This window comes from Achromobacter spanius (genome assembly GCF_002966795.1).
Classification (GTDB): domain Bacteria; phylum Pseudomonadota; class Gammaproteobacteria; order Burkholderiales; family Burkholderiaceae_B; genus Achromobacter; species Achromobacter spanius_D.
In genome coordinates this window covers 5,403,238-5,429,867 of the sequence record NZ_CP023270.1, presented here as the reverse complement: position 1 = coordinate 5,429,867, position 26,630 = coordinate 5,403,238, and the positions used below count along the sequence as shown (strand labels likewise).

The 26,630-nt window shown below is 67.6% G+C and carries 29 protein-coding genes; 16 read left to right on the top strand and 13 right to left on the bottom strand.

Annotation, left to right across the window (positions count from 1 at the left end; translation table 11 throughout):
- The first annotated feature begins 95 nt into the window (after positions 1–95).
- A complete protein-coding gene (locus CLM73_RS24605; RefSeq protein WP_234015735.1) occupies positions 96–356 on the top strand; it encodes a type II toxin-antitoxin system RelE/ParE family toxin in 261 nt (86 codons plus the stop codon).
- Positions 353–634: a helix-turn-helix domain-containing protein gene (locus tag CLM73_RS24600; RefSeq protein WP_105240650.1), complete on the top strand. Its 282-nt coding sequence runs from the start codon at positions 353–355 to the stop codon at positions 632–634. The genes CLM73_RS24605 and CLM73_RS24600 overlap by 4 nt, the downstream gene beginning before the upstream one ends.
- Positions 635–662: 28 nt before the next feature.
- On the opposite strand, the gene CLM73_RS24595 is transcribed toward CLM73_RS24600, so the two are convergent.
- Positions 663–1,700, bottom strand: a complete 1,038-nt coding sequence (locus CLM73_RS24595) for a DUF2235 domain-containing protein (RefSeq protein WP_105240649.1) — start codon at positions 1,698–1,700, stop codon at positions 663–665.
- Between the two features lie 316 nt (positions 1,701–2,016).
- Positions 2,017–2,442, bottom strand: a complete 426-nt coding sequence (locus CLM73_RS24590; protein WP_056559187.1) for an organic hydroperoxide resistance protein — start codon at positions 2,440–2,442, stop codon at positions 2,017–2,019.
- Positions 2,443–2,692: 250 nt separating this feature from the next.
- Here CLM73_RS24590 and CLM73_RS24585 point away from each other — a divergent pair, with 250 nt between their 5' ends.
- Entirely contained in the window at positions 2,693–3,439 is a 747-nt protein-coding gene (locus CLM73_RS24585) for a 5'-methylthioadenosine/adenosylhomocysteine nucleosidase (RefSeq protein WP_105240648.1), read from the top strand.
- 9 nt (positions 3,440–3,448) lie between these two features.
- On the opposite strand, the gene CLM73_RS24580 is transcribed toward CLM73_RS24585, so the two are convergent.
- The 3 genes from CLM73_RS24580 to CLM73_RS29320 form a co-directional block, all read right to left on the bottom strand.
- Positions 3,449–4,777, bottom strand: a complete 1,329-nt coding sequence (locus CLM73_RS24580; protein WP_105240647.1) for a sensor histidine kinase — start codon at positions 4,775–4,777, stop codon at positions 3,449–3,451.
- Entirely contained in the window at positions 4,774–5,514 is a 741-nt protein-coding gene (locus CLM73_RS24575; protein WP_105240646.1) for a response regulator, read from the bottom strand. Before CLM73_RS24575 ends, CLM73_RS24580 begins: the two co-directional genes overlap by 4 nt.
- A gap of 71 nt (positions 5,515–5,585) precedes the next feature.
- Positions 5,586–5,717, bottom strand: coding sequence for a hypothetical protein (locus tag CLM73_RS29320; RefSeq protein WP_255357157.1), 132 nt, complete (start codon positions 5,715–5,717; stop codon positions 5,586–5,588).
- Between the two features lie 173 nt (positions 5,718–5,890).
- On the opposite strand from CLM73_RS29320, the gene CLM73_RS24570 reads away from it, so the two are divergent.
- The 7 genes from CLM73_RS24570 to CLM73_RS24540 all read left to right on the top strand — a co-directional run bounded on the left by CLM73_RS24570 (position 5,891) and on the right by CLM73_RS24540 (position 11,066).
- Complete coding sequence (locus tag CLM73_RS24570; RefSeq protein ID WP_105240645.1) at positions 5,891–6,577, top strand: cytochrome c biogenesis CcdA family protein; 687 nt, start codon at positions 5,891–5,893, stop codon at positions 6,575–6,577.
- 17 nt (positions 6,578–6,594) lie between these two features.
- Positions 6,595–7,122: a thioredoxin family protein gene (locus CLM73_RS24565; RefSeq protein ID WP_105240644.1), complete on the top strand. Its 528-nt coding sequence runs from the start codon at positions 6,595–6,597 to the stop codon at positions 7,120–7,122.
- 153 nt (positions 7,123–7,275) lie between these two features.
- The gene (locus CLM73_RS24560) at positions 7,276–8,205 is read left to right on the top strand and encodes a Bug family tripartite tricarboxylate transporter substrate binding protein (protein WP_105241704.1); all 930 of its coding nucleotides are present in this window, start codon (positions 7,276–7,278) and stop codon (positions 8,203–8,205) included.
- Positions 8,206–8,224: 19 nt separating this feature from the next.
- Positions 8,225–8,869 (top strand): flavin reductase family protein, encoded by a 645-nt coding sequence (locus tag CLM73_RS24555; RefSeq protein ID WP_105240643.1) that lies wholly within the window; start codon positions 8,225–8,227, stop codon positions 8,867–8,869.
- Between the two features lie 37 nt (positions 8,870–8,906).
- Positions 8,907–9,521, top strand: coding sequence for a glutathione S-transferase family protein (locus CLM73_RS24550; RefSeq protein ID WP_105240642.1), 615 nt, complete (start codon positions 8,907–8,909; stop codon positions 9,519–9,521).
- A gap of 13 nt (positions 9,522–9,534) precedes the next feature.
- Positions 9,535–10,146 carry a carboxymuconolactone decarboxylase family protein gene (locus CLM73_RS24545; RefSeq protein WP_105241703.1) on the top strand — a complete coding sequence of 204 codons (612 nt, stop codon included), beginning with the start codon at positions 9,535–9,537 and terminating at the stop codon, positions 10,144–10,146.
- Entirely contained in the window at positions 10,143–11,066 is a 924-nt protein-coding gene (locus CLM73_RS24540; RefSeq protein WP_105240641.1) for an amidohydrolase family protein, read from the top strand. The genes CLM73_RS24545 and CLM73_RS24540 overlap by 4 nt, the downstream gene beginning before the upstream one ends.
- A gap of 61 nt (positions 11,067–11,127) precedes the next feature.
- Here CLM73_RS24540 and CLM73_RS24535 read toward each other — a convergent pair whose 3' ends face one another.
- The 8 genes from CLM73_RS24535 to CLM73_RS24505 form a co-directional block, all read right to left on the bottom strand.
- Positions 11,128–12,090 carry a LysR family transcriptional regulator gene (locus tag CLM73_RS24535; RefSeq protein WP_056325137.1) on the bottom strand — a complete coding sequence of 321 codons (963 nt, stop codon included), beginning with the start codon at positions 12,088–12,090 and terminating at the stop codon, positions 11,128–11,130.
- Positions 12,091–12,159: 69 nt separating this feature from the next.
- A complete protein-coding gene (locus CLM73_RS24530) occupies positions 12,160–13,131 on the bottom strand; it encodes a Bug family tripartite tricarboxylate transporter substrate binding protein (protein ID WP_105240640.1) in 972 nt (323 codons plus the stop codon).
- Between the two features lie 47 nt (positions 13,132–13,178).
- Positions 13,179–15,518: an acyl-CoA dehydrogenase gene (locus CLM73_RS24525; RefSeq protein WP_105240639.1), complete on the bottom strand. Its 2,340-nt coding sequence runs from the start codon at positions 15,516–15,518 to the stop codon at positions 13,179–13,181.
- Complete coding sequence (locus tag CLM73_RS24520) at positions 15,515–16,738, bottom strand: CaiB/BaiF CoA transferase family protein (protein WP_105240638.1); 1,224 nt, start codon at positions 16,736–16,738, stop codon at positions 15,515–15,517. Before CLM73_RS24520 ends, CLM73_RS24525 begins: the two co-directional genes overlap by 4 nt.
- A 10-nt stretch (positions 16,739–16,748) precedes the next feature.
- Positions 16,749–17,546: an enoyl-CoA hydratase/isomerase family protein gene (locus CLM73_RS24515; protein ID WP_418904924.1), complete on the bottom strand. Its 798-nt coding sequence runs from the start codon at positions 17,544–17,546 to the stop codon at positions 16,749–16,751.
- 18 nt (positions 17,547–17,564) lie between these two features.
- Entirely contained in the window at positions 17,565–18,785 is a 1,221-nt protein-coding gene (locus CLM73_RS24510) for a CaiB/BaiF CoA transferase family protein (protein WP_105240637.1), read from the bottom strand.
- A 112-nt stretch (positions 18,786–18,897) separates the two neighbouring features.
- Positions 18,898–19,062, bottom strand: coding sequence for a hypothetical protein (locus CLM73_RS29030; RefSeq protein WP_158685924.1), 165 nt, complete (start codon positions 19,060–19,062; stop codon positions 18,898–18,900).
- A gap of 56 nt (positions 19,063–19,118) precedes the next feature.
- Positions 19,119–20,519, bottom strand: a complete 1,401-nt coding sequence (locus CLM73_RS24505; RefSeq protein WP_234015734.1) for a tetratricopeptide repeat protein — start codon at positions 20,517–20,519, stop codon at positions 19,119–19,121.
- 186 nt (positions 20,520–20,705) lie between these two features.
- On the opposite strand from CLM73_RS24505, the gene CLM73_RS24500 reads away from it, so the two are divergent.
- The 6 genes from CLM73_RS24500 (at position 20,706) to CLM73_RS24475 (ending at position 26,565) form a co-directional block, all read left to right on the top strand.
- Positions 20,706–21,137 (top strand): hypothetical protein, encoded by a 432-nt coding sequence (locus CLM73_RS24500; RefSeq protein ID WP_105240635.1) that lies wholly within the window; start codon positions 20,706–20,708, stop codon positions 21,135–21,137.
- A 41-nt stretch (positions 21,138–21,178) separates the two neighbouring features.
- A complete protein-coding gene (locus CLM73_RS24495) occupies positions 21,179–21,877 on the top strand; it encodes a glutathione binding-like protein (protein ID WP_105240634.1) in 699 nt (232 codons plus the stop codon).
- Between the two features lie 3 nt (positions 21,878–21,880).
- Entirely contained in the window at positions 21,881–22,807 is a 927-nt protein-coding gene (locus CLM73_RS24490; RefSeq protein ID WP_105240633.1) for a LysR family transcriptional regulator, read from the top strand.
- Positions 22,808–22,884: 77 nt separating this feature from the next.
- Positions 22,885–24,300, top strand: coding sequence for an FAD-dependent tricarballylate dehydrogenase TcuA (tcuA, locus tag CLM73_RS24485; protein ID WP_105240632.1), 1,416 nt, complete (start codon positions 22,885–22,887; stop codon positions 24,298–24,300).
- Positions 24,287–25,516, top strand: a complete 1,230-nt coding sequence (gene tcuB / locus CLM73_RS24480) for a tricarballylate utilization 4Fe-4S protein TcuB (RefSeq protein ID WP_105241701.1) — start codon at positions 24,287–24,289, stop codon at positions 25,514–25,516. The genes tcuA and tcuB overlap by 14 nt, the downstream gene beginning before the upstream one ends.
- Positions 25,517–25,587: 71 nt before the next feature.
- Positions 25,588–26,565 carry a Bug family tripartite tricarboxylate transporter substrate binding protein gene (locus CLM73_RS24475; RefSeq protein ID WP_105240631.1) on the top strand — a complete coding sequence of 326 codons (978 nt, stop codon included), beginning with the start codon at positions 25,588–25,590 and terminating at the stop codon, positions 26,563–26,565.
- Positions 26,566–26,630: the final 65 nt, after the last annotated feature.

Sequence of the window (26,630 nt, the reverse complement as noted above, 5' to 3'; positions counted from 1 at the left end):
TCCGCCGAATCAGACCAATCCTCATCGATATTCAGAGGTAGTGATGCATTTGATAGGTCTCGAAGTTATACAAAAAGTTATATAATCGCGCTTTGATGGCGCCGTCTGCGGTCGAATTCGTTGGCAGTGCGCTGGACGATCTGCGCGCGCTGCCGATGAGTACGGTCGGAGCCGGGGTTAAAGAGATACGGATTCGTGACGTGACGGGCGCATTTCGCGTTCTCTACATCGCGAAGTTCGCCAAGGTGGTCTATGTGCTCCATTGCTTCCAGAAGAAGTCGGAGAAAACCTGCAAGGTTGACCTTGATTTGGCCGCAAAGCGTTACCGGCACTTGTTGAAGGAGCTGAAACCGTGAGCAATCAACGATACGAAAGCGTGTGGGACGCGATCGAAAGCACGCCATCGGAAGCGGAAAACATGAAGCTGCGTTCGGTCCTCATGATGGCTTTGACGAGTCACCTGGCGCAGTCGGGGATGAGTCAGGCCCAGGCTGCCCGCCTATTTGGCGTAACACAGCCCCGCGTGTCGGACCTGATGCGCGGCAAGATCAATCTGTTTGGGCTGGATGCTTTGGTCAACATGGCGGCGGCCGCCGGTCTGCGTGTGGAAATGCGCCTGCACGAGGCTGCCTGATCATCCCTCGGATTTCGCGGCGGAAGCTTTACCTCCCCACCTCCAACTTCCCCAACGCATCCCTGAAATCCGGATACTCCTTCAGAAACGCCTGATTCCGCTCAAACCTCCCGAGCAACCGATCGTCGATCGTCAGATTCAGCACCGTCTCCCGATCCCACACCCTGGGCCGCCGCTTCACCGGAATCGGCACCTTTTCCGTGAACTCCTTGTACGAATCGTGCGGTTCGCACTGTTCGTAATCGGTCGAGATCCGCTGCACCGTCCCCGTCTCCAGTCCCGCCTGCCGTGCCTTCTCCTGCAGCCATGCCGCCGGCAGCGTCTGCAAGCTCCCATCCTGATACCCGCCGCCCACGTCCGAGTGCGCGCCGATGAACCAGCGTTGTTCGACAGGCAGATGCGCCGGCCGGGGCGGGGACCCCGCGCGGCGGGTCCATAGCGTGGGGAAGTACGGCTCGCGGTATTCGTTGGTGGCGATGGCGTGGTAGGCGTTCAGGACGTGGTTGCTCAGTTCCGTGTCGTGAAAGTTGTAGAAGCTGGAGAAGCCGGGAAAGGAGACGCCGCCGACGGGGATGCCCAGGCTGCCCACGGTGTCCCAGACGCCGACGAAGTGCAGGTCGGTATCGCGGGAAAAATGGTCGCGGAAGGCGGCGGCTTCGAGGGATGTGGGGGTGCAGTCGTCGCGGTACAGCGCGTAGGCTTCGGAGACGTTGTTTTCGGTGGGCTCGTTGAGCAGACCGCATTTGCGCACCATGCCCGCCAGGCTGCGGGCGGAGTAGGCGCCGCGGCTGAAGCCGAAGAGGAAGATGCGGTCGCCGGGCTGGTGGCGTTGGCTGAGCCAGCGGTAGCCTTCGCGGATGTTGGCCGACAGGCCTGCGCCGAACGCGCCGCCCATGAATTTGTCGATGGCTGACCACAGGCCCTGGCCCTGCGTGCCGACGCCTTCGATGTAGACCGTTTCCTGCGTGCTGGTCTCGGGCGCGGCTTTGTAGAGCTCGTAGACGTTGGTGCGGTCGTTGGGTTCGTTCCACGTACCGTCGAAGAATACGGCGAGGTTCTTCACCATGATCGTCTCCCCACACACAGATAAAGGCTTGCGATACCTATGCTGCCGGCTGGGACAACGCCTGCGTGAGGCAAGCTAGCACGCGGCGCGCCGGCGGCAGGGCGCGGGGTTTCCCTGCTGCATGTTCGTACACCACCTTTGTGCCTAGCCCCGCGTGCGCGACGTTGTGTGCTGGCGGCGTTTGCGCGGCGTACCGTTTTCAAGAGTACGCCTTTACTACAGCATCAGGAGCCGTCCGAAGCATGCGCGGATGGTATCCAGGACGCGAAAAAAAGCGGCCGGAAGGCCGCCGTCGCAAACAGGGACAATCCCCCGTTCACACGATCTGGAATTGCACGTCGATGTTGTCGCGGATCGCGCGCGAGTACGGGCAGAGCTGGTGCGCCGATTCGACCAGCAATTGCTTCTGCTCACCGGTCAATCCCGGCAGCGAGACGGCCAGCGTGACGCCGAGCGCGAAGTTGGCGCCGTTGTCGACCTTGCCCAGCGACACGCTGGCGTCGATGGCGATGTCGCGCGGCACGGTGATGCCATGGGTGGCGCCGGCGCGCTTGATCGCGCCCATGAAGCAGGCCGAGTAGCCCACGCCAAAAAGCTGTTCGGGATTGGTGCCGGGCTTGCCGGATCCGGGCGTGCTGAGCGTGACGTCCAGCGCGCCGTCGCTGCTGCGGCCCGCGCCTTCGCGGCCGGCGGTGGTGTGGGTGTGGGCGGTGTAGAGGACCTGCTCGAGTTGCTTGGCCATGATGACTCCAGGATGATCGGCGCGGCGTGGCCGTGCCAGGGGTTGAGAGCCTGCATTGCATCAAGCGGCTGTATCGGTCATGTGTCGGCGCCAGGGTGGGATGGCATCACCGCGTATCCGGAGCCGGCCCGGATACGCTGCGATACAAACCGCCGCCGTTGGCGGGCGCGGCGGCATTGGAGTATGTTGCGCGCTGGCGGCACGGGCCGCATCAAGCAACGATCAAGCAACAATCACGGAAAGCACACACATGGGACGTCTCGCAATTCTGGGCGCGCTGCACGAAGAAATTGCCGACCTGCTGGCGGCCATGGATCCCGGCGCGGAAACGCGCCGCATCGCCATGCGCGATTTTCAGGTGGGCACGCTGTGGGGCACGCCCTGCGTGATTGCGCTCAGCCGTATCGGCAAGGTGGCCGCGGCCGCGACGGCGTCCATCGTCATCCAGGAGTTCGGCGTGTCCCGCGTGCTGTTCACGGGCCTGGCGGGCGGGCTGCATCCGCAGGTGCGCGTGGGCGACGTGGTCGTGGCCGATGCCTTGATGCAGCACGATATGGACGCGCGGCCGCTGTTCGGGCGGCACGAAATTCCCTTGCTGGGTCGTGAGCGCTTCGACGCCGATGCCGCGCTGAGTGCACTGCTGCTGGATAGCGCGCGTGACTTCGCGGCCAAGGGCGGCCTGCCGGGCGCGGCCGCGCAGCCGCGGGTCCATCATGGCCTGATCGCGACCGGCGACATCTTCGTCAACGACAACGATCTGGCGCACGATCTGCGCCAGCGCCTGCCCGATGCCCTGTGCCTGGAAATGGAAGGCGCGGCGATGGCGCAGGTGTGTCACGAGTTCGGCGTGCCGTTTGCCGTGATGCGCGTGATTTCCGACAGCGCCGATCACGCGGCCAAGACGGATTTCACGGACTTCCTGGTGAACCTTGCGCGGCTGTACACCGCCGGCATCCTGAAGCCGCTGCTGCAGTCGGGCGCGCTGCGCGACGCCTGACGCTCGACACTACGTGGCGAGCGGCGCGATCCTGACTTCCGCCGACAGGCCGCCGCCTTCGCGGTTGGACAGGATCAGCCTGCCGCCCAGCGCCTCGGCAAGCTGATGCGCGATCGCCAGGCCCAGGCCCGTCCCGCCCGTGTCCCGGTTGCGGGAGCTTTCCAGCCGGTAAAACGGTTGCAGCACCGCGTCCAGTTCGTCAGCCGGGATGCCCGGGCCGCGATCCAGCACGTGGATGGACAACGTCGAATCATGCAACGCCGCCACATGCACCTCGGCGGCGCCCGCGAACTTCAGCGCGTTGTCGATGAGATTGCCCAGGATACGCCGCAATGCATGGGGACGCGTCAACAGCGGCGGCACCGTATCGCCCGACAGGGACACATCCTTGCCCGTGTCCTGGTAGTCGCACACCAGGCTGTCCAGAAAGGCATTCAGGTCGATGCGCGCGGGCTGCTCGGTCTTGCCGTGCGCGCTGCGGGCGTAGTCGATGCCTTCGCGCACCAGCCGCTCCACCTCGTTCAAGTCCTGCGCCAGCTTGTCGCGGTCGGTGGACGCATCCATGAACTCCGTGCGCAGCTTCATGCGGGTGATGGGGGTCTGCAGGTCGTGCGAGATGGCGCCCAGCATCTGCATGCGTTCGGCAAGATGCGCGGCGATGCGGTCCTGCATGGCGTTGAAGGCGACGGCGGCGTGCGCGACTTCGGCGGGGCCTGCCTCGTCGAGCAAGGGGCTCTTCTGGTCGGGATCCAGTTCCTCGGCCGCGCGTGCCAGGCGGGTCAGCGGGCGTACCGCCAGGCGCACGGCCAGCCAGGCGCAGCCGGCCAGCAGCAGCAACTGCACGCCCAGCACGCCAAACAGCCATGGCGCCGGCCTCATCCGCAACAGTTCGATGTCCAGAATCGCGGGCTGGCCGTCGGACAGCACGACGCGCGCCTGGATGTGGCGCGGATCGTCGGCCATGGCGCGCACCGTGACGGGACGCTCCGGCCCCAGCGCGGCCTCGATCGACTGCGCGGCGATGCGCGCGGCATCCAACGAGAGCGGCTGATCGGCCTTGCCGTCGCCCAGCAGATACTGGCGGTTGTTGCTGGACAGGCGCGGCAGCCAGGCGGGGCGCTCGGCGGCGGGCAGACGGTCCAGGATGTCCATGGCGATGGCGACGTCGCGTTCCAGGTCGCCCAGCATCATGTTGCGGGTGGCGCTGTAGCGTTCATAGAACAGCGACGCGAACGACAGGCCGTACGCCAGGATCAGCCCCGCCACGAAGATCAGGAACAGCCGCGCGACCAGCGTGCGGGGCCAGGTGAGGCGGCGGGGCGCGGCGGCGGTGGTCACTGTCCGCCTTCCGAGACGTCGACCGCGGCGGAAAACACGTAGCCTTCGCTGCGCACGGTCTTGATGTACATGGGTTCGCGCGCGTCTTCGCGCAGACGCTGGCGCAGCCGGCTGACCAGGAGGTCGATCGAACGCCCGAAGAAGTCGGCGTCGCGGCCCTGCGTCAGGTTCAACAGCTGGTCGCGGTTCAGCACGCGTTGCGGGTGGTCCAGAAAGACGCGCAGCAGCCGGTACTCCGCGCCGCTGAGCGCGACGATGGTGCCCTCGGCGTCCAGCAGGTGCCGCGCCGTGGTGTCCAGCCGCCAGTTGCCGAAGGCGATTTCGCGGCCCGGCTCGGTGACTTGAAAGTTGGGCGGCAGCATGCGTGTGCGGCGCAGGATGGCCTTGATGCGCGCCAGCAGCTCGCGCGCCACGAACGGCTTGACCAGATAGTCGTCCGCGCCCATCTCCAGGCCCAGCACGCGGTCCATGTCGTCGCTACGCGCGGTCAGCATCAGGATGGGGATGCGGCGGTGCTTGCCGCTGCGCAGCTCGCGGCACAGCACCAGGCCGTCGTCGCCGGGCATCATGATGTCCAGCACGATCAGGTCGACCGTCAGGTTTTCCAGCAGTGATCGCATCTGCCGCCCGTCGGCCGCCAGCGTGACGGTCAGGCCGTTCTTGCGCAGAAAGCCGCCGGCCAGTTCGCGAATCTCCCGATCGTCGTCCACGATCATGACGTGGTCTATGTGGTCCATCTGCGGGTGCCTTCTTGGTGGGTGAGGGCGGCGCGCCTGGCGCGCCGGCGGGGTTTCGGAATTCTATAGGCCTAGCGCTCGCCCGGGGGCAGGGGATCGCGGCGCGGACGGCTGTTGGAGATGAGCTGGCATTGGAAGGGCTTGGCGGCCTCGGCGGTGAAGCCGCCAAAGAGCAGCAGCAGGACGGCAAGAAAGCGTTTCATGAGGAACTCCGGTGCAAGGTGTGATCGGGTTATAGCGCCGGGCCGCCCGCGGAGTGTGTCGTACTGTATACGCCCTGGCGGCAGATACACGCGCTTGAAAAAATCCGCCGATCCGGCACATGCCGGATACGTGCCGCGGGTGCAATGGGGTCACTTTCCAAAGGACGACCCCCATGGACCTCATCAACACCCCCATCGCTCTGCTTGCCGGCATGCTGACCATTGCGTCTCCGTGCGTGCTGCCCCTGCTTCCGGTGCTGCTCGGCACCTCGCTGGAACGGTCCGGCCGCCTGCGCCCCTTGTTCGTCGTGTCCGGCTTCGTGCTGGCGTTTGCCGGCCTGGGCATAGCCCTCAGCCTGATATCCAACCTGAATGAACACGTGCACGAAGCCGTGCGCTCGACCTCGATCGTCCTCCTGGCGCTGTTCGGCCTGGTGCGGATCTGGCCCGAACCTTACGACCGGCTGATCGCCCGCGTCGGCGGTCCGTTGCAGCGCCTGGCTGCGGCGGGCGGCACGGGCAGCGGCAATGCGGGCGGCTTTGTCCTGGGCCTGTCCCTGGGCGCCGTGTGGACGCCGTGCGCCGGGCCGGTGCTGGCCTCGATTCTGGTGCTGGCAGCCAAGGCGCAGGACCTGGTGCAGTCCAGCACGCTGCTGCTGGTGTTTGCCATCGGCGCCGGCGTTCCGATGCTGGTGATCGCCTACGGCGGGCAGGCCATCGCCACCCGGGTGCGCGGCCTGTCGCGCTACACGCAGCGCTTGCAGCAGGGCTTTGGCGTGCTGCTCGTCCTGACCGCCATCGCCATTTACTTCCAGTACGACGTCCTGGCCTACGCCTGGATCACCAACCTCTTCGCCTGACCCTCAAGGAGATAACCATGTTTGCCACCTTCAAGAAGATTGCCCTGGGCGCGCTGATCGGCGCCTGCCTGATGCAAGGCGCCGCGCAGGCCGCGCCGGCCACCGCACCCTCGGCCCCGGAATTCACGGGAATTGAAAAATGGCTCAACAGCGAGCCGCTGACGATGGAATCGCTGCGCGGCAAGGTGGTGCTGGTGGATTTCTGGACCTACACCTGCATCAACTGCATCCGCACGCTGCCGTACGTCACGAGCTGGTATCAGAAGTACAAGGACCAGGGCCTGGTCGTCGTAGGCGTGCACACGCCGGAGTTTCCGTTCGAACGGTCCACGCCGAATGTCGAAAAGGCGTTGCAACGATTTGGCATCACGTATCCGGTGGCGCAGGACAACCGCTACGCCACCTGGACCGCCTATCGCAACCAGTACTGGCCGGCCGCCTACCTGATCGATAAGCAGGGCAAAGTGGTCTACAGCCATTTTGGTGAAGGCCGGTACAAGGAAACCGAGGCGGAAATCCAGCGGCTGCTGGCGCAACCCGGCTGAGCCCGCCGTCCCGCCCGTCCGCAAAACAGATATGCGATCCCGCGCATAGCCCCGGCCCCGCCGCGCGCCTACCATGCTTCAAACACAAGAACGACGTTTGGAGACAGCATGAGAATGGCAAGCGCGCTGACCGCGGTCAGCCTGTGGCTCGGCATGGGCCTGATTTCCGCGGCGGGCGCCGCGGGTTCCTATCCCGAACGGCCCATTACCCTGGTCAATCCCTATGCCGCAGGCGGCCCCGCCGACGTCGTGGCGCGCAGCCTGGCGCGGGCGCTGGAAAAGCGGCTGGGCCAGCCCGTCGTGGTCGAGAACAAGCCGGGCGGGGGCGCGTCCATCGGCACCGGCTTCGTGGCGCGTGCCAAGCCGGACGGCTATACGCTGCTGCTGGGCACGTCGGCCGGCCACGTCGTGACGCCGTTGATGCAGAAGACGGTGTACGACGGCGTCGAGGGGTTTGCGTTCTGCTCGGTGGTGGCGGTGCAGCCGATCATGCTGGTCGTGAACCCGTCGCGCGGCATCAAGACGGTGCCGGACCTGATTGCCCGCGCCAAGGCCGAGCCGGGCAAGCTCAGCTATGGCTCGGCCGGCGTGGGCGGCGCCACGCACCTGGGCGCCGAACTCTTCCAGCAGGCCGCGCACGTGCAGCTCAATCACATTCCCTACGCCGGCGCGTCGCCCGCGATCAACGACGCGGTGGGCGGCCAGATCGACCTGGCCATGCTGAACCTGTCGGCCAGCCTGCCGTTCATCCGCCAGGGCCGGCTGGTGCCGTTGGCCTATGCGGCCGACAAGCGCTCGCCGCTGTTGCCCGACGTGCCCACGCTGGACGAGGCCGGGGTGAAGGGCGCGCAGGCCGCCACCTGGTACAGCCTGGCCGCGCCGGCCGGCACGCCGGCGGACATCGTGCAAAAGCTCAGCGACACCGTCCGAAGCGTGAACGACGATGCCGACTACCGCCGCGTCATGCAGGACCAGGCGATAGAGTTGATGGCGTTGTCGCCCAAGGACGCCGACGCCTACGTGCAGAAGGACCGCGCCGACATGCAGCGGCTGCTCGGCACGCTGGGGCTGCTGGCCAAATGAACATCCACCATCCCGCGCCATGAACTTCGATTTCAGCAAGCTGGCCTCGGCCGACGCCTTCAAGCTGCTTTCCAGCGTGGTCGTGCCGCGGCCCATCGCCTGGGTGGTCAGCCAGTCGGCGGAAGGCGCGCGCAACGCCGCGCCGTTCTCGTTCTTCAACGTGGTGAGCAGCGATCCGCCCATCGTCGCGCTGGGCATCGGCCCGCGCGGCGGGCAATTGAAGGACACGTCGCGCAACATTCTTGAGACGGGGCAGTTCGTGATCAACCTGGTGTCGGCGGAACTGGCCGAGCAGATGAACCACACCAGCCTGGACTACGACGCCGGCATCGATGAACTGGCGCGTGCGGGCCTGACCACCGAGCCGTCCCTGATCGTGGCGCCGCCGCGCATCGCACAAAGCCCCGCGGCGCTGGAGTGCGAGGTCTGGCAGGTGCTGGATGCGGCGCCGCAGCGCGTGATTGTGCTGGCGCGCGTGGTGGCGCTTTACCTGCGTGACGACGCGTTGCTCAACGCCGAAAAATTCTACGTGGACACGCCCGCGCTGCGCCTGCTGGGCCGCATGCACGGCGCGGGCTGGTACGCGCACACCAGCGATCTCTTTCAGATGCGCACGCCCGACGCGGCCAACGATCCCGCCGTGCGGCCCGCGCAGGGGCATTGAATGCCCCGCAGACCTTGAACCCTTTTGGAGCCTGTCGATGAAACTGCATTGGTCGCCGCGATCGCCCTTCGTGCGCAAGGTGATGATCGTCATTCACGAGGCCGGCATCGAGGACCGCGTGGCGCTGGTGCGCACGCCGGTCGCGATGGACAAACCCAACCTGGATCTGGTGCCCGACAATCCGCTGATCAAGCTGCCGACGCTGGTCCTGGACGACGGCACGGCGCTGTTCGACTCGCGCGTCATCTGCGCCTACCTGGACACGCTGACGGGCTGCGGCCTGTTGCCGGACGATCCTCAGGCGCGCCTGACCGCCGAACGCCGCCAGGCCCTGGGAGACGGCTTCCTGGACGCGCTGCTGCTGTTCCGCCAGGAACGCAACAAGCCCGCCGAGCGCCAGACGCCCGCCTGGCTGGACGCCTTCGCGCTGAAGACCAAAGCCGTGCTGGCCGCGCTGGAAGCCGAAGCGCCGGCGTTGCAGGCCAGCCGCTTCGAGCTGGGCCTGATCGCCATTGGCTGCGCGCTGTCCTACATGGACTATCGTTTCCCGGACATCGCCTGGCGCGACGATCACCCGGCGTTGGCGGCCTGGCATGCGCGATTTGCCGCGCGGCCGTCCGTGATGCGTACGCAGCCCGACGAAACCCCCTAGAGAAAGGACGATGATGAGCCGTATCCCGCTGCCCACGCCCGACAACATGACCGACGACCAGAAGCGCGTGTACGAGAAGATCGTCTCCGGTCCGCGCGGCCGCCTGGTCGGCCCCTTGCGCGCCGCGCTGCACAGCCCTGAGCTTGCCGAACGCTGGCAGGCACTGGGCGCGCTGCTGCGCTTTGGCACGAGCCTGCCCGCGCGCGTCAGCGAGCTTGCCGTCGTGGTGACGGCGCGCCGCTGGAACAGCCAGATCGAATGGCACATCCATGCGCAGGCGGCTCGCGCCGCCGGCATTGCGGATGCCGTGCTGGATGCCATCCAGGCCCGCGCGACGCCCGTGTTCGATAACCGCGACGACGAGATCGTCTACGAGTTCGCCCGCCAGATCCAGGAAACCGGACAGGTTGAACCAACGTTGTATGCGCAGGCCGTGGAACGCTGGGCCGCCGTGGGCGTGGTGGAGCTGACCGCCGTGATCGGCTATTACACGATGGTGTCCATGACGCTGAACGCGCACGAGATCCCGATGCCGGACGATGCGCCGCCGCCGCTCGATACGCCGCAACAGAACGGTGCGCCGGCGCTCAGCCGCCTGGCGCCGCTGACCGGGAGCCCATCATGAGCGCCGCCGGCAATCCGAACGCGGGCGCTCAGGCGCGAGCCTACGTGCCGGACAACGTGGAGACGCCGCGGATGCCCGTGACGCCCCGTCACGCGCTGCCGGCGGGGGCGTGCGACACGCACTGCCACGTTTTTGGTCCGTATGACCAATTCCCCCTGCAGCATCCCTCGTCCTATGCCGCGCCGGACGCGCCCGCCGCGCGTTATCTGCGCATGCTGGACACGCTGGGCGCGGCGCGGGGCGTGCTGGTGCAGCCGGCGCCTTATGGCACGAACCCGGATGCGTTGCTGGATGCCGTGGCGCAAGGCGCGGGGCGGTTGCGGGGCATCGCCGTGGCGGACCCGGGCGTTACCGACGCGCAGTTGCGGGCCCTGTACGAAGGCGGCGTGCGCGGCCTGCGCTTTGTCGAGGCGCGCGATCCCGCCGGCAACCTGTTTCCCGGCAGCGTGGGTTTCGATCAGGTCGCCGCGCTTGCGCCGCGCATGAAGCAGTTCGGTCTGCACGCGCAGTTGTGGGCGCCGTGCGACATCTATTTGCGTCACTTGCCCGCGCTTGCGCAACTGGACCTGCCGCTGGTGATCGACCACATGGGCAGCGTGATCCCCGCGCGCGGCGAGCAGGATTCGGTGTTCCAGATGCTGCGCGGGCTGCTGGCCGAGGGCCGGATCTGGATGAAGCTGACGGTATGCCGCGTGGGCGCAGCACCCGACTACGACAACGCGCGCGGCATCCACGACGCCTATGCGGCGGCCAATCCGGATCAGGTGCTGTGGGGTTCGGACTGGCCTTTCGTGCGCATGGGGGCAGCGGCACCGTCGGCCGATGCGCTGGTCGATCTGGCGCATGACTGGCTGGGCAACGATGCGCTGCGCAGGAAGGTCTGGGTGGACAATCCGGCCCGCCTGTACGGCTTCGAATAGCTAAAGGCGCGCGCACGCCGGGCCTTTAAGGGCCCCGGCGTGACTTCCCGCGCCGGGCCCTTTATGGGCTGGCGTGCCAGACGCCTTCACCGCCGATCTCGCGCACCAGCGCCTCGATCTGCGTGGCAACCTCCGTGACCGTGCGTCCGGGTCCCTTCGAGCGCGAGAACGCCATCGAGATGATGCGGCTCATCGTGGGATCGCGCAGCGCGGCGATGCTCAGGCGGCCCTCCTGGACCTCCTGCCAGACGGCGTGCAGCGGCAGCACGGTGTACATCTTCTCGTGCTCCACGATGGATTTCATCAGCGGAAGCGAATCGGCCTCGATAAGGGGCGCGATCGTGATCTTGCGCGCCCGCGCCAGACCGTCCAGCGCATTGCGCAGACCGTTGGGCGCGCCAGGCAGGATGAAGGGCAGGCCATCCAGTTGATCAAACGTCACTTCGCCGGCCTGCGTGCGTGCGTCGCCTGCCGCGCCGACCAGATACGAATCGACCGAGGCCAGCGCCTGTTCGCCGGGCGGGCATTTGTCGCCATAGCGGTACAGGATGGCGATGTCCACGCGGCTGTCGGTCAGCCATTCCTCGATCTGGCCGCTGGAACCTTCAAGGATCTTCAGGTGCACCTTGGGAAATTGCTGGCGCAGCCGGGAAAACAGCCGGCGGATGAGCGGGTGCGCGGTCGATGGCAACAGGCCCAGCGTGACCTCGCCGGCCGGTTCGCGGGCCTCGCCGTTCAGTTCCAGCTCCAGCCGCTCGGCGTCGCCCAGCAGCGTCTGCACCAGCGGGAACAGGCGCTCGCCCACTTCGGACAGGTTCACGCCGCGCCCGGTGCGGTTGAAGAGCCGCGCATTGCACTCGCGTTCAAGCGCATTGATGCGGCGGCTCAGCACCGACTGGTCCTGGTCCAGGTACAGCGCCGCGCGCGTGATGCTGCCCAATTCCGCGATGGCCAGGAAGGCTCGCCATTTGTGCAGGTCGGCGGTCAGGTCCAGGCTCAGGCCCGTGGCTTTTGCTGATGGCATGGTCGATGGCGGTGGTCGGCGGTCGTGGGAATCGGCATAAGCGTACGGCAAAAGCGCGTGGGCATGGCGTTATTGCAGTCCCAGCTTGCCGCGCTTGATCACCTCGCCCCACTTCTTCGATTCCGCCTCCATCAAGGTGCGATAGGCATCGGGCGTGGTCGCGACCGGGATGGCGCCCTGGTCGATCATCTTCTGTTTCAGCACGGGATCGGCCAGCGATTTCGCGATCGCGTCCGACATCTTGTCCACGATGTCCTTGGGCGTGCCGGTGGGCGCGATGACGCCGTAGTTGGATTCCACGATGATGCCGGGAAAGCCCGCCTCCTTGGTGGTGGGCACGTCGGGCAGGCCCTCGAAGCGCTCCGGGCTGGCCACGGCCAGCGCGCGCAGCTTGCCCGCCTTGATGAAGCCCAGCGCGGCCGACGCGTCGCCGGGGAACATCTGCACTTCGTTGGACAGCAGCGCCGTCACCGCGGGCGCGGCGCCCTTGTAGGGCACGTGCATGATGTCGATGCCGGTCTGCTGCTTGAGCAGTTCGCCGCCCAGGTGAGGCGTGGTCACATTGCCGGCCGAGCCGTAGTTGTACTTGCCGGGCTGTTTCTTGGCGCTTTCGACGAAGGCGGCCAGCGTGGTATCCGGCAACGACGGATTGACCATGATGACCTGGGGAATGCGCGCCACCAGCGACACGTACTGGATCTTGGAAACGTCATACGGCACCTTCATGACGTGAGGCAACCCGGTGATCGCGCCCGGCACGCCGAAACCGAAGGTATTGCCGTCGGGTGCGGCGCGCACGGTGGCGTCGACACCGATGGTGCCGCTGGCGCCGGCCTTGTTCTCGATGACGATGGTCTGGCCAAGGCGCTCGCCGAGCGATGGGGCCAGCAGGCGCGCCAGGTTGTCCACCGAGCCGCCGGGCGGGTAGGGCACGATCAGCCGGATCGGCTGGCTGGGCCAGGGCTGCGCGGCGTGCGTGGCGGGCGCGGCGACGCCGCCCAGGATCATTGCCGCCACCGTCAGTGCGGTTGCTTTCTTCATGTGTCTCTCTCCGGGTGCGCCGGCTCGGGGCCGGCGCGTTGTCGTTGTCAGGCGCCTTGCAGGCCCAGGACCTGCTTGGCGTAGATGTTGCGCTGGATCTCGTTGGTGCCGCTGAAGATGGTGGCCGCGAGCGCGTTGACGTAAGGCGCCAGCGCCTGCACGTTGCCGTTGCCATAGCCCAGGTGCATCGCCGCGCCGCCGTATTCCTCGGCGATCTGAATCAGCAGGGCGCCCAGCCGCTCGTGCGTTTCGGTCGCCCAGATCTTCAGCAGCGACAGTTCCGGAGGCAGCGGGCGTCCGGCCTTGGCCATGTCCGCAAAGACGCGGTACATGGCGGTGAGATCGGCGCTATCGAGCCGCAACTCGGCCAGCCGGTCCGTGAACGCCGGATCGGCCAGCAGGCCGCGTTGCCGTGCAAGGCTGAAGATCTGCTGCAGGGCGTGGCTGGCGTGCTTGGGACTGCCGCTGAACAGGCGCTCGAATCCCAGCAGCGCCTTCGCGATCCCCCATCCCGCGTTCAGTTCTCCCACCAGATTGCCGCGCGGCACGCGGACCTGATCGAAGAACACCTCGCAGAACTCCTCGTGGCCCGACAGCGTGCGGATCGGCCGGCGGCTGACGCCGGGGCTGTTCAGATCGACCAGCAGGAAGCTGATGCCCGCCTGTTTCTTGACGGTCTTGTCGGTGCGAACCAGCATGAACATATGCGTCGCGTCCTGCGCCAGCGTCGACCAGGTCTTCTGGCCCGTGACGACCAGCTCATCGCCGTCGATCACCGCCTCGCAGCGCAACGCGGCCAGATCCGAGCCGGCGTCGGGCTCGGAGTAGCCCTGCGCCCAGACCGCCTCGCCGGACAGGATGCCGGGCAGAAAGCGCGCGCGCTGCGCCTCGGTGCCGTAGCGGATAAGGATGGGACCCAGCATGACGAGGCCCTGGTCCGGTGCGCGCGCCACGCCGTAGCGTTCGGCTTCCTCGATGAACGCGATCTGCCGGGCCGGCGACAGCGCCATGCCGCCGTGCTCGCGCGGCCATGACGGTGCAATCCACCCTTGGCGCGACAACGTGAAGTACCACGCCTTGATCTCGTCCCAATGCAGCCGCCAGGGGACGTGCCGCAGGTGGTCGGGATAGTGCGCGCGGAAGAAGCGGCGCAGCAGCGCGCGGAATTCTGCTTCCGGCATGGCGTTCCAGTCCGCGTCGCGCGGGAAGTCCGCGCCGCAAGAATCGGCCATCGAATCGTTGGCCTCGGGCGCGGGATCGGCCGCCAGCGCGGCGTAGCGCTGGCGATGCGCCGTGGTGTTGCCCAGCCAGGCGCCCAGGTGCAACGCACTGCGAAAGTACAGGCTGACATCGCATTCGTCGGTGTAGCCGATGGCGCCATGAAGCTGGATGGCCAGCCGCGACGCATCGATGCCGGCGCGGGCCGCGCGGGCCTTGACCCGGCTGGCCGCTGCCTTGCGCGCCTTCACGTCGTCCGGCGCCGCCGCCAGGGTGTTCAGCGCATCGAGCAGGCTGTTCGACGCCAGTTCCACCTGCATCGTGGCGTCGACCAGCCGGTGCTGCAGGGCCTGGAACGACGACAGCGTCTGGCCGAATTGCTTGCGCGTGTTCAGGTAGGCGACCGAGTCGGCCAGCACCTGCCGCGCGATGCCCACCAGCTCGGCGGATTGCATCAGGCGGCCGTAGTCGAGGGCTTCGTCGACGGCGTCCAGCACGCCCTCGCGCGCCAGCAGGGCATCCTGCGCCACCACCGCGGATTCGATCGCAAGGTGGCAGGCGGGTGTCCCGTCCGCGCGTTCGTGCGCATGCACTGTCACGCCCGGTGTGCCGGCCGGCAGGTAGAACAGGGCGGAACCCGCTTCGCCGTCGGCCGTGACCAGCCAGCCGTCCACGTCTGCGCCGGGAACGACGTGGCGCTTTTCGCCGTTGAGCACATAGGCGCCTTCGCGGGCGGTGGCGGTGACGCCAAAGGCGCCCGCCGATTCTCCGGCTTCGAGCTGGCCTTCCGTTTCCTGCCACGCCACGCCCACCATCCGCTCGCCGCTGCACACGTCCGCCAGCAGCCGGTCACGGACGGCGGTATTGCCCGCCGGCGTGATGCGCGCCAACAGCGCCGTGCTCAGCACCCCTGCGCCGACGAGCGGTTCCGGGAGCTGGGCGCGGCCCGCTTCTTCAAGCACGCCCGCCATTGCATGCCAGCCCAGCCCCAGGCCGCCCAGCGTATCCGGCACGCTCATTCCCAGCCAGCCGACCGCGGCAATCTCCTGCCAGTACGAGCGCTCGCCGCCCGCGGCGCGGCGCTTGCGTTGCCGCTGGTCGCGGCGCTGCAGGAAGTCGCGCGCGCTGTCGCGGATTTCTTCAATCAGTTCGTGGTCGATGGCGTTCATACGATGCCCTCGGCATGCAGGCGTTCGATGGCCGCGTCGGACAGGCCCAGCTCGGCGCGCAGGATGTCGGCCGTGTGTTCGCCCAGCATGGGCGGCGGCAGGCCGATGGCGATCGGCGTGGCGGAAAAGTGAATCGGGTTCCGGACGACGGGCATGGCGCCCAGCGCGGGATGTTCGACGCTGCCCAGCACCTCGCGGTGCCGCACCTGCGGGTCCTCGAACACCTGATCCATGGTGTAGATCGGACCGCAGGGCACGTTGGCGGCCGCCAGCGTCTCGTTCCAGTCGGTGACCGTGCGCGCCAGCATCGCCGGCTCGATCAGCCGCGACAGGTCGGCCTGCGCCGCCGCGCGCTTGGGGTTGGTGTCAAAGCGCGGATCGTCCGCCAGCGCGGGCAAACCGATCACGTTGCAGAAGCTGCGGAACTGCGAGTCGTTGCCCACGGCCACCATCAGGTGCCCGTCGCGGCAGGCAAAGGCGCGAAACGGCGCGGTGATCTGCGAGGCCGAGCCCATGCGTGCGGGCAGCTTGCCGCTGGCCAGGTAGTTCATGCCGATGTGCGAGATGGCCGCGATTTGCGCATCGAGCAACGCCAGATCGATGTGCTGGCCCACACCCGAAATCTGATCGCGGTGGCGCAACGCGGCAAGAATGGCCGACACCGCGTAAAAGCCCGCGGTCAGGTCGGACACGGAATAGCCGGCCTTGACCGGCCCCGCGCCCGGCTCGCCGTCCGGCACGCCCGTCACGCTCATCAGTCCGCTCATCGACTGGAAGATCGGGTCGTAGCCCGGCAAGTGGCTGTAGGGGCCGGTCTGGCCGAAGCCGGTGATGGAGCAATACACCAGCCGCGGATTCAGGGCGGACAGCGAGGCGTAGTCCAGCCCGTAGCGCCGCAGGTCGCCCGCCTTGAAGTTCTCGATGACGATGTCGGCCTTCTGCGCCAGCTGGCGCACCAGCTCCTGTCCCTCGGGCCGCGAGATATCCAGCGTCAGGGACTTCTTGCCGCGATTCATCGCGACGAAGGATGAGGTTTCGCGGCTGGGCTTGCCGTCGCGGTCCGGCATGGGATAGCCCTGGTGCCGCACGTCGTCGCCGCGCCCGGGGCGCTCCACCTTGATGACGTCGGCGCCGAAGTCCGCCAGCATCTGCGCGGCCCACGGCCCGGAAAACACGCGGCTCAGGTCCAGTACCTTCACGCCTTCCAATGCACGGGTCATGTCGGCCTCCTTATTTGCCCTGGAACACCGGCGCGCGCTTTTCGAGGAACGCCTGGCGCGCTTCCTGCGCATCCGCGGTCTTGGCGATGGCCGCCGTCATGTCCTGTTCGTAGCGGTAGCCGTCACGCAGGCTCATGTCTTCGATGGCGTTCAGCGTCTGCTTGGCCAGCACGGTCGCCAGCGGACTCTTGGAGGCCAGCTCGCGCGCCAGTTCCATGGCGCGGTCCATCAGCGCATCGGCGGGCACGCTGGCTTCGACGATGCCCAGCCGGTAGAGCTCGTCGCCGTCCACGCGCAACCCCGTCAGCATCATCCGGCGCAGGCGCGAGTGGCCAAAGAGCCGCATGCCGTGGCGGCCGCCGCCCAGCAGTCCGACGTTGATCTCCGGCAGACCCACGACCGCGGTCGAGGCGGCGAGCAGGATGTCGCAGGAGGCCACGATGGCCAGTCCCGCGCCCAGCGCCGCGCCGTTGATTGCACCCACCACGGGCTTGGTGCATTCGCGGATCGCATGAAAGCACTCCCGCGTGCGGCGCGAGTGTTGCGGCAGATCGCCAGGACCCTTGATGGTGGCCGAGCGGTTCTTCAGGTCGGCGCCCGCGCAGAAGATCTTTCCCTGGCCCGACAGCACCACCGCGCGCACCTCGGGCGTTTCCGAAATGCGGTCCAGCACCCAGGACAGCTCGTTCATCATCTCGGTGCTGAGCGCGTTGACGGGCGGGTTGGCCAGCAGGATGGTGGCGACGCCGTCAGCGATCGTGACGTCCAGCGCCGTGTACGGCCCGGCCAGATTCTCCGGCATGCTCATGTCTCTCTCCTTTGTTGTTCAGATGATCTTGCGGTCGCGATAGTCCTGGATCTGCTCGGCGGACAGGCCCAGCTCCGCCAGCACGTCGGCGGTGTGCTGGCCCAGAAGCGGCGGCGCGGCGTCGGCGCGCAGCGCCGAGCTGCCAAAGCGCAGGGGGTTCATCACCTGCGGCACGGAACCCGCGGCCGGATGCGGCAATCGCCGCAGCATGGCGCGGTGCACGACCTGCGGGTCTTCGAACACTTCGGGCACGGTATTGATCGACCCCGCCGGCACGCCAGCCGCTTTCAGCGCCTCCAGCCAATGGGCGCGCGGCTTGGTGACGAAGATGGCGTCCAGGATGGGATCCAGCGTTTCCTGGTTTCTCACGCGCTGGCTGTTGGTGACGTAGCGCGGGTCCTGGGCCAGTTCGGGCTTGCCCAGCATGCCGCACAGCGTGGCAAACTGCCCGTCGTTGCCTACCACGATGACGATGTCGCCGTCGGCGCAGGCGAACGTGCGCTGCGGCTGGATGTTGGGGTGCGCGGTGCCCGTGCGGCGCGGCACTTTGTTGCCCAGCAGGAAGTTCATGGCCTGGTTGGCCAGCAGGCCCACCTGCACGTCCAGCATCGCGACGTCGATGTATTCGCCCTTGCCGGTCTGCGCGCGGCGCAGCAGCGCGGCCACGATGCCCAGCGCCGCGTACACCCCGGTGGTCAGGTCCACGATCGGCACGCCCACCTTCTGGGGACCGCCGCCGGGCCGGTCGTCGCGTTCGCCCGTGACGCTCATCAGGCCGCCCATCGCCTGGATCAGGAAGTCGTACGCGGGTTCGGCGGCGCGCGGTCCGGTCTGGCCGAAGCCGGTCACGGAGCAATACACCAGGCGCGGATTGATCTTGGAAAGCGCGTCGTAATCCAGCCCCATGCGCGCCAGCGTGCCGACCTTGTAGTTCTCCAGCACCACGTCCGCGTCGCGGCACAGGTCCTTGACCAGCGCCTGGCCTTCGGGCGTCTGCAGGTCGATCGTGATGGAGCGCTTGCCGCGGTTGGTGGCGATGAAGTAGGCGCCGTCGCGGGTGTCGTTGCCGTCTTCATCTTTCAGGAAGGGCGGGCCCCAGGTGCGGGTGTCGTCGCCTTGGCCCGGCCGCTCGACCTTGATGACGTCAGCGCCCAGGTCGGCCAGGATCTGGCTGGCCCAGGGACCGGCCAGGATGCGGCTCAGGTCCAGCACTTTGAGATTCGATAACAGCGGCTGCAAAGCCTTCTCCTTGACTGCGGTATATGCAGGCAGTCTAGGAGTTGGCGGGCGCTGCGGGAGGGGCCCGCGAGCGCAAAGCTGTTATGCGGTTGAGGACGCCGCAGCGCCGGCGTCAGCGTCCCGTGTTGGGATAGTCGGGCCCGGCATCATGAAAACCGCCGTTGCTGTATGGATTCGCCGCACCGGGGTGCGGCGGGCCGCCGGGGCCGGCGCCGCAGCCGGCCAGCAGCAGGGTGGCGGCAAGAAGGGAAAGCAGGCGCTTCAGGGAAGATGTCATGGAGGTCTCCTGCGTCTGCCCCTCAGCAGGCGCGTGGCTCGCAGCGTATGGGCGGATTATAGGCCTGCGGTTTTGGCCTTGATGCGGGGTTTGGCGCAGCGCGCGCGGTATTCGTTCACCGGGTCGGAATCCGCGGGCTGAAAGTACGGGTGGGGGTATCGCGCTACGCGCAACGCCGCGTGCATGCGCACGCCCCACACGCATTCTCGCTGCGCCTCGTCCCACAGCCGCGTCGCCTGGTCAGTTTGGCCGCTGCGCCACAGCGCCAGGCCGTAATCGGCCACCATTTCTTCGTCGCGCGGCAGGTCGCGGTAGGCGATGTGCATCAGGCGCAGGCCTTCGTCGGTCTGGCCGCGCAGGGCCAGAATCCAGCCCAGCGTGGCCTGGTTGTACGGACGCGGGCCGACGCGTTCCAGCGAGCGGCGGGCCTGTTCCTCTGCTTGCGGCAGGTAGTCCGGAAAGTCCGCCAGGTAGTAGGCGGTGTTGTTCGCCAGGTCCGTGGCGTCGGCGGCACGTTTTTTTGATTGCCGGGCCTGCAGCGCGTTGGAGTCCTCCAGCACCAGGTCGGGCATGCCGAGCAGGCGCTCCACCTCCAGCCGCTTGCGCCGGTCGGCCGGCTCGACGGGCTTGAACATGTCCGGAAACGGCCGCTGGCGAGTCTGCAGCACCCAGTGGCGCGCCAGATCGGTCTGGCCGGCGGCCAGCAGCAGCCGCGCCAGATCCAGCTTTTGCTCGGCGCTGCGGTTGCAGCGCATGGCATCGATCATCGCGCGGGCGCCATCCGGGTCCTGCTGCGCGAACTTGCGGTTGATGGCGTCCAGCTCGGCAAAGCACGTGTCCTCGCGCGTGACCGGCGCGTCGATGTGCAGCGAAACCGAGCCCGCCGGCACGTCGTGGCTGAAGTAGGCCGTCGCGCCCTGGCGGGTGGTGTAGCCCAGGTCCACCCATTGTTCGCCCCAGCGCTGGTGCATGGTCATGATGTATGGCCAGGCGGGCAAGGGTTCGGTGGTGCCGCTTCTTTGCAATTGGAAAAAGTGACCCCAGGGGCCGTCGCCGATGCGGCGGATCAGGGTGAAGTCCGCTTCCAGATGCGGCAGCGAGGTCCGGATCTGCGCCGTGCGGCCCTCGGCGTCGGTGACGCCGTGCAGGATGCCGTCGCCGGAGGGCGTGTCCAGAATCTCGTCGTTCGAGCCCGTCACGAAGACGCGGTACGGCATGTGGGGGGCGGTGGCAGGGCGCTTGCCATCCATGAGGGTCAGCGTGAGGCTGCGCGTGCGGCTCGGGGTATCTGCGTCAGCCGCCGTGTCCTGGACCGCGGCGTGCGCGGCGGGGGCGGCCAGTCCCAGCGCGGCCGTCAGGCATAGCGCCAAGGCCGAGGCGCGCCAGGTTGCGTGCGCCGTCGTGAGAGGGAGATTTGGGGCAGCGGGTTGCCCGGAACGTTGCTGCGGGTGCTTCATGGGGACTGCCGGTGATGCCAGGCGCGGCGGGCCGCCACGTCTGTACTGGGAAGGACCTGCACCAGCGCAGGGCGCCGCGTTGCAGGCGCGAGGCGGATTGTGCATCACAAACGCAAAGCGCGCCGTCCAGCCCCCCGCTGCAACCTGTGGCATCCTCCCGCCACCTTCCATGTCCGCCAGCCCCGAATGCTCAAACTCCTTCTGCGTACCCTGGACCTGCTCCTCCTGTCCTTCGCCGCCGCGCTTTTCGGCGCGTGCCTGACGTCCGTGCTGTCGACCGGCGCGTACGGTTGGATGATTCCGGACGCGCCCTATATCTACGAACCCCGCGACTTCTACGCCCAGGCCGTCATGGCGGGCCTGGCCGGCGTGATCGCGCTGATGCTGGCCGAGCGCCCGGCCAGACTGCGGCTATCGTTGCCATGGCGCCTTCTGGCGACCTTTGCCGCCGCGCTCCTGGCCCTGTATCTGGCGCCGCCGTCGCCGCAGGTGTTCGGCAATACCTGGGCGCCCGGCGAAGCCACGCGGGAACTGTTCCTGGGGCAATGGCGCATGGTGCTGCCGATTGCGCTGGGGGCAACCGCGCTGCGGTGGGGTTTGCTCCGGGTTTTGCGCTAGGATTGTCGTCACCCAACCCGCCTCCCCCGGAGAAACCCCGCATGTCCTCCCTAGACGCCTTTGCCATCACCAAGAAGTGGCCCGCCCAGCATCCCGACCGCATCCAGCTCTATTCGCTGCCGACGCCCAATGGCGTGAAGGCCTCGATCATGCTGGAGGAGACCGGACTGCCCTACGAGGTCCACCGCGTCGCCTTCGATACCAAGGACCAGTTCACGCCCGAGTTCCTGTCGCTCAGCCCGAACAACAAGATCCCGGCCATCCTCGACCCGAACGGGCCGGACGGCAAGCCGCTGGGCCTGTTCGAGTCCGGCGCGATCCTGGTCTACCTGGCCAGCAAGACCGGCCAGTTCATCCCGGCGGACACGGCTGGGCGGTTCGAGACGCTGCAATGGGTGATGTTCCAGATGGGCGGCATCGGACCGATGTTCGGCCAACTGGGCTTTTTCCATCGGTTCGCCGGCAAGGACATTGAGGACAAGCGCCCGCGCGACCGTTACGTGGACGAGTCCAAGCGCCTTCTGGCCGTGCTGGACCAGCGCCTCGAAGGGCGCGATTGGGTGATGGGCGACCAGTACACCATCGCCGACATCGCCATCTTCCCGTGGGTGCGCAACCTGGTGGGCTTTTACGACGCCGGCGACCTCGTGGGTTTCTCGTCGTTCAAGAATGTCGCGCGCGTACTGGACGCGTTCGTCGCGCGGCCCGCTGTCGCCAAGGGATTGACCATTCCGGGCTGATCGATGGAACTGCGCCAGCTCCGTTACTTCGTGCGCGTAGTCGAGGCCGGCAGCATCGGCCGCGCGGCCATGTCGATCGGCATGGTCACGTCGGCGCTCAGCCAGCAGATCAGCCGTCTTGAAGGCGAACTGTCCACGCGGCTGTTGCAGCGCAGCGCCAGCGGCGTGGTGCCCACGGACGCGGGGCTGGCGTTTTTCCGGCAGGCGCAGCTGGCCCTGCGCCACGCCGACGACGCCGTCCAGGCCGCCCAGCAGGCGCGGCTGGCCGGCCACGTCAGCGTGGGCCTGCCGTCCACGACGGCGGCAGTGCTGGGCGCACCGTTCCTGCAGGCCATGAACGCGCGTTACCCCGACATCCGGCTGCATCTGGTCGAAGCGCTGTCGGGACACCTGACCGACATGCTCAACGGCCGCCTGCTGGATCTGGCCATCGTGTTCCATGCCGAGGCCGCGCGCCGCTGGAGCGTGATGCCGCTGCTGGACGAGCCCTTGTTTCTCTTTGCCCGGCCCGACATGCCGGGCGTGCCGGCGGGCGGCACGACGCGGCTGGAGGCCATTGCCGACCTGCCGCTGGTGCTGCCCAGCGGCCGCCACGGCCTGCGCGCGCTGGTCAACAACGCCTTCCTGCAACTGGGGCGCACGCCCCGGGTGGTGGCCGAGGTCGACGGCCTGTCGCTGCTGATGGACGTGGTGCAGCAGGGCGGCGCGGCGACGATCCAGCCCAGTTCGGCCACCGCGCGCATCGCGCCGGGCCAGTTGCAGATGGCGCGCATCGACGATGCGCATCTGTTCCGCTCCAACCTGCTGGCCAGCCTGTCGGACGAGGAACTGTCCCCCGCGGCGCTGGCGGCCCGGCTGGTGCTGGCGGACGTCTCCCGCACCCTGGCCCGTGAGGGCAAGTGGGCCGTGGTTGCTCTTCACGAATCGTGAACACCCGTTGACGCCTGCCTGATATCGCAACGGCGCGCCGCTGCGTAGAGTCTGCCCCTTGAATTGGGGAAGATGGCATGGTTGACGTCTTGGTGATCGGTGGGGGCAATGCGGCGCTGTGCGCGGCCCTGATGGCGCGCGAAGCCGGCGCCAGCGTGCTGCTGCTGGAAGCGGCGCCAAAGGAATGGCGGGGCGGAAACTCCCAGCACACGCGCAATCTGCGCTGCATGCACGATGCGCCGCAGGACGTGCTGATCGACGCGTATCCCGAAGAAGAATACTGGCAGGACCTGCTCAAGGTGACGGGCGGGCTGACCAATGAACACCTGGCGCGGCTGGTCATCCGCGAGTCCTCCACCTGTCGCGACTGGATGCGCCGCCACGGCGTGAACTTTCAGCCGCCGCTGTCGGGCGCGCTGCACGTGGCGCGCACCAACGCGTTCTTCATGGGCGGCGGCAAGGCGCTGGTCAACGCCTATTACCGCAGCGCCGAAGCGCTGGGCGTGCAGATCCAGTACAACGCGCCCGTCGATGCGCTGGAACTGGACAACGGCCGCTTCGTGGCCGCGCGCATCGGCGATGAGCGCATCGAGGCCCGCGCCTGTGTGCTGGCCGCGGGCGGCTTCGAATCCAACCGCGAATGGCTGCGCGAGGCCTGGGGCCAGAACGAGCGCGGCGAATGGCCGGCCGACAACTTTTTGATCCGCGGCACGCGCTTCAACATGGGCGTGCTGCTGAAATTCATGCTGGATGCCGGCGCCGACGGCATCGGCGACCCGTCCCAATCGCACTGCGTGGCCATCGACGCCCGCGCGCCGCTGTACGACGGCGGCATCTGCACGCGCATCGATTGCGTGTCGCTGGGCGTGGTCGTCAACCGCGACGCCGAACGCTTCTACGACGAGGGCGAGGACTTCTGGCCCAAGCGTTACGCAATCTGGGGGCGCCTGACGGCCATGCAGCCCGGCCAGATCGCCTATTCCATCATCGACGCCAAGGCGATCGGGCGCTTCATGCCGCCGGTCTTTCCGGGCGTGCAGGCCGACACGCTGCCCGAGCTGGCGCAAAAGCTGGGCTTGGACCCGGCCACCTTCGAGAAGACGGTCGGGGACTACAACGCGGCCTGCCGCGTGGGCAAGTTCGATCACACCGCGCTGGATGACTGCCATACCGAAGGCGTGACGCCCGCCAAGACGCACTGGGCGCGGCCGATCGACACCGCGCCGTTCTACGGCTATGCGCTGCGGCCCGGCATCACCTTTACCTACCTGGGCCTGAAGGTGGACGACACCGCCGCGGTCCGGTTCAAGGACAAGCCCAGCGACAACCTTTTTGTTGCAGGCGAAATGATGGCCGGCAATGTGCTGGGCAAGGGCTACACGGCGGGCGTGGGCATGTCCATCGGCACCGCCTTCGGCCGCATTGCCGGCACCCGCGCCGCCGCCGCGGCGCTCGGCCAAACCCCTGCGGGAGCACAACGTGAAGCAGCTTGAAGCCCTGGCCCGCGAGGCGCAGTCTTTTTCCACCAATCAGTCCGGCCCGGCTCCCGCTCCCGCCGAGCAGCCGGTGCATTTTCACGCGCGGGGCGCCAAGCCGCTGACGGAAGCGCTGACCGATGACGAGACCGAAGTGGCGCGCGTCATGCAGATCTGCAACGCCTGCCGCTACTGCGAGGGCTTTTGCGCGGTGTTCCCCGCCATGACGCGCCGCCTGGAATTCGGCAAGGCCGACCTGAACTACCTGGCCAACCTGTGCCACAACTGCGGCGCCTGTCTGCACGCGTGCCAGTACGCGCCGCCGCACGAGTTCGCCGTCAACGTGCCGCAGGCCATGGCCAAGGTGCGGATGCAGACCTACACCGATTACGCGTGGCCCGCGGCGTTGGGCACGCTGTACAAGCGCAATGGCCTGGCGCTGTCGCTGGCCACGGCCGCCGGATTGGCGCTGTTCCTGGTGCTGGCGGTGGTGATGGCGGGCGGCCTTTTCCATGAGCCGATGGCGGGCAACTTCTACGCCGTTTTCCCGCACAACACGCTGGCGCTGATGTTTGGCGTGGTGTTCGGCTTTTCGATGCTGGCGCTGGCGGTGGGCGTGACGCGCTTCTGGCGCAACGTCAGTCCGGGCGCGGCGTCCGGCGCGGCGGTGGCCGAGGCCGCGCACGACGCGCTGCGCCTGCGCTATCTGGACGGCGGCCACGGCAAGGGTTGCAACAACGCCGACGATGCCTTCACGCTGTGGCGCCGGCGGTTTCACCATTTCACGTTCTACGGATTCATGCTGTGTTTCGCGGCGACGTGTGTCGCCACGCTCTATCACTATCTGCTGGATCAGCAGGCGCCGTATCCGATCCTGAGTGCGCCGGTGCTGCTGGGCACCGCGGGCGGTATTGGCCTGCTGATCGGGCCGGCCGGCTTGCTGTGGCTGAATTTCAAGCGCCACCCCTTGCAGGGAGACGCGGCGCAAAAGCCGATGGACCGGGGCTTCATCGTCCTGTTGTTCCTGACCAGCGCGACGGGCCTGGCGCTCTTGGCCGGCCGCGACGGCAGCGCGATGGCGCTGCTGCTGGCGATCCATCTTGGCGTCGTGATGGCGCTCTTCCTGACCTTGCCCTACGGCAAGTTCGCCCACGGCATCTACCGCTCGGCCGCGCTCTTGAAGTGGTCCATCGAAAAACGCCAGCCCAACAAGCTGCAGCTCGGTTCGGACTGACCGGACCGGCCTTACCGCCGGCCTGACGGCGCCCGCGCGAGGCGCCGCAGGCCACAACCCTGGAGACATCAATGTTCCGCACTCGACTGCTGGCGCGCTGCGCGCTGGCCGCCTGTCTGACGCCGGCCCTGCCGGCCGCGCACGCTCAGACCTTTCCCGCCAAGCCGATCACGCTGGCCGTTCCGCATTCGGCGGGCGGCACGTCCGACATCCTGGCCCGCACCGTCGCCGCCGAAGCCGCCAAGACGCTCGGCCAGACCATCGTGATCGACAACAAGGGCGGCGCCAACGGCACCATCGCCGCCAAGCAGGTGGCTTCGGCCGCGCCGGACGGCTACACGCTGCTGCTGGCCACCGCCAGCACGCACGGCATCAACCCGTCGCTGTACTCGCGCATTTCCTACGACGCGGTCAAGGACTTCACGCCCGTCACGCTGCTGGCCACCGTGCCGAACGTGCTGGTCGTCGGCCCCAACGTCAAGGCCAGGAACGTGCAGGAGCTGATCGCGTACATCCGATCGCAGGGCGACAAGACCAACATGGGCTCGGCGGGCGCCGGCACGCCGGGGCACCTGGCGGGCGAGATGTTCAAGAGCGAAGCCAAGCTGCAATTCACGCACGTGCCGTACAAGGGCGGCAGCCCCGCGATCACGGACCTGATCGGCGGCCAGATCGACTTCATGTTCACCACCATTCCGGGCGTCCTGCCGCATGTGAAGGCAGGCACGCTGCGCGCATTGGCCGTGACGTCGCCCGAACGTTCGTCCGCGATGCCCGACGTGCCGACGATGGCTGAATCCGGCTTGCCCGGCTTTCAGGCGGTGTCGTGGCACGGCATCGTTGCGCCGGCCGGCACGCCGGATGCGGTGGTGGCCAAGCTGAACCAGGCCCTGACCGGCGCATTGGAATCGCCCGAGGTCAAGCAGCGCCTGCTGGAAGAGGGTGCGCGCGCCTCCAGCGTGAACACCGCCGCATTCGGCAAGTTCATCCAGACCGAGATCGCGGCGTGGGCGAAGGCGGTCAAGGACTCGGGCGCCACGGTGAACTGAGGAAGCATGCGGCCCTCGGCGCCGCATGCGTTGCGGGGCGACGGGCGGGCAAATCGTCCGCCAAC